9 protein-coding genes are annotated in these 7,877 nt (G+C 73.5%); 2 read left to right on the top strand and 7 right to left on the bottom strand.

Features of this window, described 5'->3' with window-relative positions:
* Window positions 1-106: 106 nt before the first annotated feature.
* A complete protein-coding gene (groL, locus tag MXD60_RS28050) occupies window positions 107-1,753 on the bottom strand; it encodes a chaperonin GroEL (protein ID WP_248822706.1) in 1,647 nt (548 codons plus the stop codon).
* A gap of 127 nt (window positions 1,754-1,880) precedes the next feature.
* A complete protein-coding gene (gene groES, locus MXD60_RS28055) occupies window positions 1,881-2,186 on the bottom strand; it encodes a co-chaperone GroES (protein ID WP_009740479.1) in 306 nt (101 codons plus the stop codon).
* A gap of 313 nt (window positions 2,187-2,499) precedes the next feature.
* On the opposite strand from groES, the gene MXD60_RS28060 reads away from it, so the two are divergent.
* Window positions 2,500-2,775, top strand: coding sequence for a hypothetical protein (locus tag MXD60_RS28060; protein WP_308222632.1), 276 nt, complete (start codon window positions 2,500-2,502; stop codon window positions 2,773-2,775).
* Between the two features lie 65 nt (window positions 2,776-2,840).
* Here the strand turns inward: MXD60_RS28060 and MXD60_RS28065 are convergent, their stop codons facing one another.
* A complete protein-coding gene (locus MXD60_RS28065) occupies window positions 2,841-3,395 on the bottom strand; it encodes a MarR family winged helix-turn-helix transcriptional regulator (RefSeq protein WP_248822708.1) in 555 nt (184 codons plus the stop codon).
* A gap of 149 nt (window positions 3,396-3,544) precedes the next feature.
* On the opposite strand from MXD60_RS28065, the gene MXD60_RS28070 reads away from it, so the two are divergent.
* Entirely contained in the window at window positions 3,545-4,195 is a 651-nt protein-coding gene (locus MXD60_RS28070) for an FMN-dependent NADH-azoreductase (protein WP_248822709.1), read from the top strand.
* 67 nt (window positions 4,196-4,262) lie between these two features.
* Here the strand turns inward: MXD60_RS28070 and rimI are convergent, their stop codons facing one another.
* The 4 genes from rimI to MXD60_RS28090 form a co-directional block, all read right to left on the bottom strand.
* Entirely contained in the window at window positions 4,263-4,796 is a 534-nt protein-coding gene (rimI, locus tag MXD60_RS28075; protein WP_518468841.1) for a ribosomal protein S18-alanine N-acetyltransferase, read from the bottom strand.
* Window positions 4,797-4,876: 80 nt separating this feature from the next.
* Window positions 4,877-5,650 carry a tRNA (adenosine(37)-N6)-threonylcarbamoyltransferase complex dimerization subunit type 1 TsaB gene (gene tsaB, locus MXD60_RS28080; protein ID WP_248822713.1) on the bottom strand — a complete coding sequence of 258 codons (774 nt, stop codon included), beginning with the start codon at window positions 5,648-5,650 and terminating at the stop codon, window positions 4,877-4,879.
* A gap of 112 nt (window positions 5,651-5,762) precedes the next feature.
* Window positions 5,763-6,254: a tRNA (adenosine(37)-N6)-threonylcarbamoyltransferase complex ATPase subunit type 1 TsaE gene (gene tsaE, locus MXD60_RS28085; protein WP_248822710.1), complete on the bottom strand. Its 492-nt coding sequence runs from the start codon at window positions 6,252-6,254 to the stop codon at window positions 5,763-5,765.
* A gap of 213 nt (window positions 6,255-6,467) precedes the next feature.
* On the bottom strand, window positions 6,468-7,634 hold the full coding sequence (locus tag MXD60_RS28090; RefSeq protein ID WP_248822711.1) for an alpha/beta fold hydrolase: 1,167 nt from the start codon (window positions 7,632-7,634) through the stop codon (window positions 6,468-6,470).
* Between the last annotated feature and the right edge of the window lie 243 nt (window positions 7,635-7,877).

A 7,877-nucleotide genomic window follows, 5' to 3' on the forward strand; every position in this document is an offset into this window, starting at 1 on the left:
GCCGCGTTCTGTTTATACCCCCCCGGGGCCCCCCCCGGCGGGGCCCCCCCCCGGGCCGCGTCGTCGTTCCAGGTGGCGCAGCAGCGCCGCGCACAGTCGGCTTCGGTCAGAAACCGGGGCCGTGCGAGTGGCCGTGCCCGTGGCCATGGCCGTGGCCGTGCGCCGCAGCGGGCTCCGACTCGGCGGGCTTCTCGACGACGAGGCTCTCGGTGGTGATGAGCAACGCCGCGATCGACGCGGCGTTCGCCACCGCCGAGCGGGTGACCTTGACCGGGTCGACGACCCCGGCCGCGATCAGGTCGGTGTACTCACCGGTCGCCGCGTTGTAGCCGCGGCCCGGCTCGAGCTCCTTGACCTTGGAGACGATGACCGCGCCCTCCTGACCCGCGTTGCGGGCGATCCAGGACAGCGGGGCGTCGAGCGCGACGCGCACGATCTCGACGCCGGCGAGCTCGTCGCCGGTGCGACCGAGGCCGCCGTCGAGCACGGAGGTCACGTGCGCCAGGGCGGACCCGCCCCCGGCGACAATGCCCTCCTCGATCGCCGCACGGGTCGCCGACACGGCGTCCTCCAGGCGGTGCTTCTTCTCCTTGAGCTCCACCTCGGTGGCGGCGCCCACGCGGACGACCGCGACCCCGCCGGCGAGCTTGGCGAGCCGCTCCTGGAGCTTCTCGCGGTCCCAGTCCGAGTCGCTGGCCTCGATCTCGCCCTTGAGCTGGCGAACCCGGTCGGCGACCGAGTCGGCCTCGCCCGCGCCGTCGACGATGGTCGTGTTCTCCTTCTCGACCACCACCCGACGAGCCCGACCGAGATCCGCGAGGGTGGCGCCGTCGAGGGACAGGCCGACCTCGGAGGCGATCACCTGACCGCCGGTGAGCACGGCGATGTCCTGCAGCTGCGCCTTGCGGCGGTCCCCGAAGCCGGGGGCCTTCACCGCGACGACCTGGAAGGTCTTGCGGATCGCGTTCACCACCAGGGTGGACAGGGCCTCGCCCTCGATGTCCTCGGCGATGATCAGCAGCGGCTTGCGCTCCTGCACGACCTGCTCCAGCAGCGGCAGGAGCTCGTTCAGGGCCGCGATCTTGCCCGGGTAGAGCAGGATGTAGGCGTCCTCGAGCACCGCTTCCTGGGCTTCGGCGTCGGTGACGAAGTACGGCGAGACGTAGCCCTTGTCGAACTGCAGCCCCTCGGTGAGTTCGAGGTCCAGCCCGAGGGTCTGGCTCTCCTCCACCGTGATGACGCCGTCCTTGCCGATCTTGTCGATCGCCTCGGCGATCAGCTCGCCGACCCGCACGTCCTGCGCGGAGATCGCCGCGACCTGCGCGATGGTCTCCTTCGTGCTGACCTCGACGGCCTGCTCAAGCAGCGCCTTGGAGACGGCCTCGACGGCCGCCTCGATGCCGATCTTGAGCGAGAGCGGAGCGGCGCCCGCCGTGACCTGCTTGAGACCGAACCGGACCATCTCCTGGGCGAGGACGGTCGCGGTGGTGGTGCCGTCACCGGCAACATCGTTGGTCTTGGTGGCGACTTCCTTGGCGAGCTGCGCGCCCAGGTTCTCGAACGGGTCGTCCAGCTCGATCTCGCGCGCGATCGTCACGCCGTCGTTGGTGATCGTCGGCGCGCCGTAGTTCTTGTCGATGACGACGTTGCGGCCGCGCGGGCCGAGCGTCACCTTCACCGCGTTGGCGAGGGCGTTGACGCCGTGCTCCAGCGCGTGCCGGGCGTCCGTGTTGAACGTGAGAATTTTCGGCATACCTGAGGTGTCCTCTCGGTACCGATGACCGGCCGCGCAAAGCAGGGGCGCGCCCCGCCGGTGCACCCGGTGGACACCGGGCGGCCACCAGCGGGGCGCGCCCCTCGCATTGCTGCCGGCGAACGGCCTACTTCTCGATGATCGCGAGGACGTCGCGAGCGGAGAGCACCAGGTACTCCTCGCCCGAGTACTTGACCTCGGTGCCGCCGTACTTGCTGTAGAGCACCACGTCGCCGACCTTGACGTCGAGCGGGACGCGCTTGCCGTCCTCGAAGCGGCCCGGGCCGACGGCAAGGACGGTGCCCTCCTGCGGCTTCTCCTTGGCCGTGTCCGGGATCACGATTCCGGACGCGGTGGTCTGCTCCGCGTCGGACGGCTGCACGACGATGCGGTCCTCGAGAGGCTTGATAGCAACCTTGGTGGCGGTCGTCACGATCGACCTCCCCCTTCCTTCGCTGGATGAGAGAGCGACCCTGGCGGCCTGCCGTCGCGGGTGAACAGGCGCCTGTCGTCGCTGGCACTCTCACGTGCCGAGTGCCAACCTAGCACCCGCACCACACACGTCAACCAACAAGGTCGGATCTGTCAAGACTGCGAGGAACGGACGCCCGCCGACGGGCCCGGCCGGGCCGACCGGGCCCTGGTCGCGACCGCCGCCGGCCGCGTCACCGCCGCGCCCCGACCGCGTCCCCGCATCAGCGGTGACCTGCCCGATCGACGTCCCCGGGAGCCGAAGCATGATCTGGATGTGGGAAGCCAGGGCCGCCGTCGGGCGCCTGGACGAACTGTGCGCCTGGGCGGTCGAGGCGCTCGCCGGCCGCGAGGGTGAGGTGTACCTCAGCCGGCAGCCGGACGCCGATCTCGTCGTGGTCGTCCTGCGCCTACCCGACGCGGCACCCCCGACCGGGTACGCCGCGCCGGCCGACGGTCCGCCGCGGGCACCGCTGCCCGCCCCTCCCGCCGGACTGGTCGCGGGCTCCGCCCACGAGTGGCCGTTCCAGCAGGTCCATCCGGCGCGCTGACCGCGCCCGCGCGTCAGCCCGTCATCGGACGGCCAGGAGACCGGCCGGCCGAGCGGCGGGACCGCTCAGCAGCCGAGGCCACCGCCGTGCGCGTCGATCTCGCGGCGGGCAGCCTCGCAGGCCGCCGTGCCGTGCGTCGGGTCCACGGCGACCAGCCGGGCCACGACGGTGCGCAACAGCCGGATGAACTCGACCCGTTCCGCGGGGACCAGACCGGCCAGCACGTGCTGGTCGACAAGATGGCGCTTCTGCTCGGTGGCCGCGTGGAGCCGCTCGCCCTCCTCGGTCGCCGTGATGATGCGGGCCCGCCGATCGGCCGGGTCGGGCTGGCGCTGCACGAGGCCGTCCCGCTCCAGTTCGTCGACGAGGCGGACCATCACCGTGCGGTCGATGCCGAACCGACGGGCGACCTCGATCTGGTTGCGCGCCTCACCCTCGACCGCGGCGCCGAGGACGAACAGCGCGCGCAGACCGCCGCTCAGGGATCCGACGGCGGCCGAGGACGCGGCGACGTAGCCGTACTGCACCTGGCCCAGCAGCCAGCCGAGGTCGCACCCGAGGCCCTCGGGCAACCCCTCACACTCGGCGCCACCTTCCGTGGCGGCCTCGGCGTCGCTCACCGGACCAGCGTACGCCGACTGATCAGCACGTTTCTCCACTGCGTCAAATTAGGTGCTTCGACAGACAATCTTATTCGAGATAGTCTCCACCGAGACCTTACCTTCAGGCAAGGTTCCCATTGGATGATCAGGCCATCGGAGGACCGGTCATGAGCCACCTGCTGCACGTCGACGCAAGCCTCGCCCGCGAGGGCTCCACGTCCCGGAACCTGGGCGGCGCCTTCGTGGCGGAATGGCGGGCCGCCCACCCGGACGGCACCATCACCTACCGCGACCTGGCCCTCACGCCGCCCCCGCATCTGGACTGGGAGACCATCACGGCGGCGGCCATCCCGTCCCAGGGGCACACCCCCGCCCAGGCCGAGTCCGTCAAGGCGCGCGAGGAGCTGGTGGGCGAGCTGGAGGCCGCCGACGAGCTCCTGCTGTCGGTACCGATGTACAACTTCTCGGTGCCCTCGGCGTTCAAGGCGTGGGTCGACCAGGTGATCATCGTGGGTCGCACCCTGCGGCAGCCGCCGGAGGCCTCGGTCCTCACCGGCAAGCGCGCCACCGTCATCGCGACCCAGGGCGGCTCGTACGCGGCCGGCACTCCCCGGGAGGGCTGGGACCACCAGCTGCCCTTCGTCGCGCACGTCCTGGAGGCGCTCGGGGCCACCGACGTGGAGCTGATCAGGGTCGAGCTGACGCTCGCACCGGTCAACCCCGCGCTGGCCTCGTTCGCCGACCTGCACGCGAGCAGCCTCGCCGCAGGCGAGGCCGCCGTGCGGGCCCGCGCCGGTCTGACAGGCGCCACGGTCTGACAGGCGCCACGGATCTGACAGGCGCCACGGATCTGACGCCGGCGCCGCCCCGGGCGGGGCCGGCGCCTCACTCCTCCAGCCGCACCCGGCCCGGCAGCGCCTGCTCGGCGTCGTCGAGCAGGGTGGCGTAACCCACGGTGTCGATCGGGCGGGCCCGCATCACGTAGGCATCCCCGCCGGACGGCTGGTAGTAGCCCCGGCGCAGCCCGATGTCGACGAAGCCGAGCCGGCTGTAGAGGACCCGGGCGGCGTGGTTGTCCGTCCGTACCTCGAGTCCACAGGAGCGGGCGCCGGCCTGGCGGGCGCGGCGCAGCAGGGCGATCATCAGCCGGGCGCCGACGCCCCGGCCCCACATCGCCGGGACGACGCCGACGGTCTGGATGTACGCGCCGTCGTCGCCGATCGCCAGTCCGGCGTAGCCGACGATCGCGTCGAGGTCGTGGGCCGGGCGGCCGTGCGGCCGGGACAGCGCCGTGAGGTAGCAGCGTTGGTCACCCTGGGCGAGCTCGGACCAGAACAGCTCCGCGCTCCACGGGTCGGCCGTGAACACGCTCGGCTCGAGTGCCGCGATGGTCGCGATATGCCACCAGCGCGTCGGCACGAGCACCAGATCCGGGTCCGGGTCGGGGGCCCGGTCACCCGGCGGGACAGCCGGTGCCTGTTGGTCTGATCGGAACGATCTCACGCCCTGACCGGCTTGGGCGCGTGCGGTTCGGTCGCATCCGGACGACGCAGGTACAGCGGCACCAGCGGATGCGGCGGCCGGCCGGCCAGCAGATCCGCGCCGGCGAGGCCCACGAGGAGCTCCGGGCGCGGGTACCCCGCCTCAGGAGCGCTCAGCCCGCCGTCCGAGGCCGGCACCGCAACGCTGGTGAACTCCGCGAACGCGGCCGGATACAACGCGAGCCCGGGGCCGGCGACGCCGGTGACACCGCGGTCGCGCAGCGCGGCGGCGACCTCCGCCGGCCGCCCGACTGCCGGTTCCCCCACCCGCACGCCGTCGTCGTAGCACGCCCAGTAGACCTCGCGGCGGCGGGCATCGGTGACGACGGCGACCGCGCCGGTCGTCGCCGCGCCGATCCCGTCGAGCGAGCAGACGCCGTACACCGGGATCTCCAACGCGTCGGCGAAGGCCGCGGCCGTCACCATGCCGACCCGCAGGCCGGTGAAGGGCCCTGGCCCGGCACCCACGACGACCGCGGCCAGGTCCGACGGGCGGGCCCCCGCATCGTCGAGCACCGTGCGCATCGACGGGGCGAGCAGCTCCCCGTGCCGGCGGGCGTCGACGGTGACCACGCTGCCCCGCGGCCAGACGTGCACCCCGGGCGCGGCGGGTTCGTCCCGCCCCGGGACAGCCCCCGCGGTGGACTCCCGCGGCGCGCGGTCGGACTCCGTCAGCTCGGCGAGCGCCACAGCACAGGCGGCCGTGGCGGTGTCAAGGGCCAGCACCAGCACCAGCACAGACTACGGACCACCGCGACGCCCACGACGAGCACCCATCCCGCAACGTCCCGAAACGCCCGGCCACAGACCCGAAACACCCGGCCGCGGCAGCGGCCCGGCCGGTTCAGCCGGGTGGCAGCTCCCGCAGCCGGCGGGCCCACTGCGGGCCCGAGGGGACCAGCCGAAGGGTCCTGACCTCGCCCGACTCGGCTGCGGTCGGCCGCACGACGGCGATCTCCAGATGCTCCGGGGCGAGACCTCCGACCAGGCCGGCACCCCATTCGACGACGGTCACCGAACTGTCGGCGTCGGCGTCGAGGTCGAGGTCGTCCACCTCGGCGATCCCCCCGAGCCGGTAGGCGTCCACGTGCACGAGCGGGATCCGGCCCTGCGGATAGACCCGGGCGAGCACGAACGTCGGTGAGGTGACCGTCTCGCGCACCCCGAGACCCGCGGCGATGCCCTGCGCGAGCACGGTCTTGCCCGCGCCGAGCGGGCCGGAGAGCACGACGAGGTCGCCGGGACGCAGCAGCGCGGCCAGGCTGGCGCCGAACTCCCGCATCCGTTCGGCCGTGGGAATCACGACCTGGTCACGCCGCGCGGCGTGCACGTTCATGTGTCCTCACCCTGCCGTCCCAATGACCTGCCGTCCCAGCGACCTGCCGTCCCAGCGACCTGCCGTCCCAGCGACCTGCCGTCCCAGCGACCTGCCGTCCCAGCGACCTGCCGGCGTCGCGCGGTGTCCGCGCCCGACGCCGGCTGCTGGCGCCGGGCGGGCGCTGCCCGCCCGTCCCCATTGTCGCCGCAGCGCCGAACCACCGCGGGTTGCCTACGCCGCGGAACCGTCGGCGTCCTCCATCCGGCTGGGCGGCCCGACGCCGTCCCGGGTGGTCTGGAGGCCGGCCTCCGAGCGCGGCCGGGGCAGCGGGACCTCGGCAACGGCGCGACCGACCAGCCGGCGGATGGCGGCGTTCACCACGTCCGGCCGCTCCAGCATGATCGCGTGGCCGGCGCCCTCCTCGACGACGAGTTCGGCTTCGGGCAGCGCGGCGGCGATCACCCGGCTGTGCCCGACCGGCGTCATCACGTCCGCGTCGCCGACGACGATGACCGTGGGCGTGGTGGCGAGGTGACCGACGGCATCCAGTCGGTTGTTGTCCAGCAGGGTGGGCAGGAACGCGGCGATCACGTCGACCGGGGTGTCCGAGACCAGTGTCTCCAGGAAGCTGACGATCGACGGCGGCACGTCGGTTCCCCCGAACGCGATCCGGCGCGTCACCTCCCAGGAGGCGTCGCTGCCCCGTCCGCGGACCCGTTCCAGCACCCCGGAGGCGTGCCGCATGCCGACGGCGACCCCGGGCACCACGCGGCGCACCACGGCGCTGAGCAGGGCCGGCACGCCGAGCGTGGCCCGCGCGAGTTCCGAGGCGCTGGTCGAGAGCAGGGCGACACCGATCACGCGCTCGCCGAACAGGTCGGGATGCGCGTCGGCGAGCCCGAGGATCGCCATGCCGCCCATCGAGTGCCCGACGAGGACGATCGGGCCGTCCGGCACCCGCTCGCGGATCACCCGGTCGAGGTCGTCGGCCAGCATGTCGATGGTGCAGTTGCCGGCGGCGGACGGCCCGGAGCGTCCGTGCGCCCGCAGGTCGAAGAAGACCATCCGGCCGAGGTCCGCCAGGTCCCGCTGCTGCAGGATCCAGTTCTCGGCGCGCACGCAGAACCCGTGCACGAACACCAGGGTCAGTGACGCGTCCGCCGGGCCGGTCTCCTCGACGTGCAGCGGCACGCCGTCGGCCGCGATCACCGTGCTGACCCGGCCGCCGATCGGGCCGAGCGGGCCCGGTGCCGCCGCGTCCGCCGCGCCTCGGCGGCGGCGGATCGCCCTGCGTTCGGCGAGCATCCCGACGGCGAGTGCGGCCCCGGCCACCCCAACCGAACCCGTGACGGCCCGCACCGCCCGGGAACCCGCCATCGCGCCGACCGATTTCGCCATCGCCGCCTCCGTCCGTCCGGTAGCACCCGGCTCGTCCGGGCTGCCCTGACCTGATGATGCACCGCGGCGATGTCAGAGGCGGACGGCTTGGCCCCCGCCCGCGACCATGTGCCGGGCGGCGACGGGTCGGCCGCGGCATACGCACGGTGCCGGGACGGCCCCGACGGGGATCCGGTCAGACCGGCCCCGCCGGGACCCGGGGGGGGGGGGGGGGGCCCCCCCCGCCCCGGCGCGGGGCGGGGG

It is taken from the genome of Frankia sp. AgB32 (genome assembly GCF_023243045.1).
GTDB lineage: Bacteria > Actinomycetota > Actinomycetes > Frankiales > Frankiaceae > Frankia.

Excerpts from the sequence above, each read along its gene's own strand:
- groL (WP_248822706.1), bottom strand. The coding sequence starts at position 1,753 with ATGCCGAAAATTCTCACGTTCAACACGGACGCCCGGCACGCGCTGGAG.
- MXD60_RS28060 (WP_308222632.1), top strand. The coding sequence starts at position 2,500 with ATGTGGGAAGCCAGGGCCGCCGTCGGGCGCCTGGACGAACTGTGCGCC.
- MXD60_RS28070 (WP_248822709.1), top strand. The coding sequence starts at position 3,545 with ATGAGCCACCTGCTGCACGTCGACGCAAGCCTCGCCCGCGAGGGCTCC.
- tsaE (WP_248822710.1), bottom strand. The coding sequence starts at position 6,254 with ATGAACGTGCACGCCGCGCGGCGTGACCAGGTCGTGATTCCCACGGCC.
- MXD60_RS28090 (WP_248822711.1), bottom strand. The coding sequence starts at position 7,634 with ATGGCGAAATCGGTCGGCGCGATGGCGGGTTCCCGGGCGGTGCGGGCC.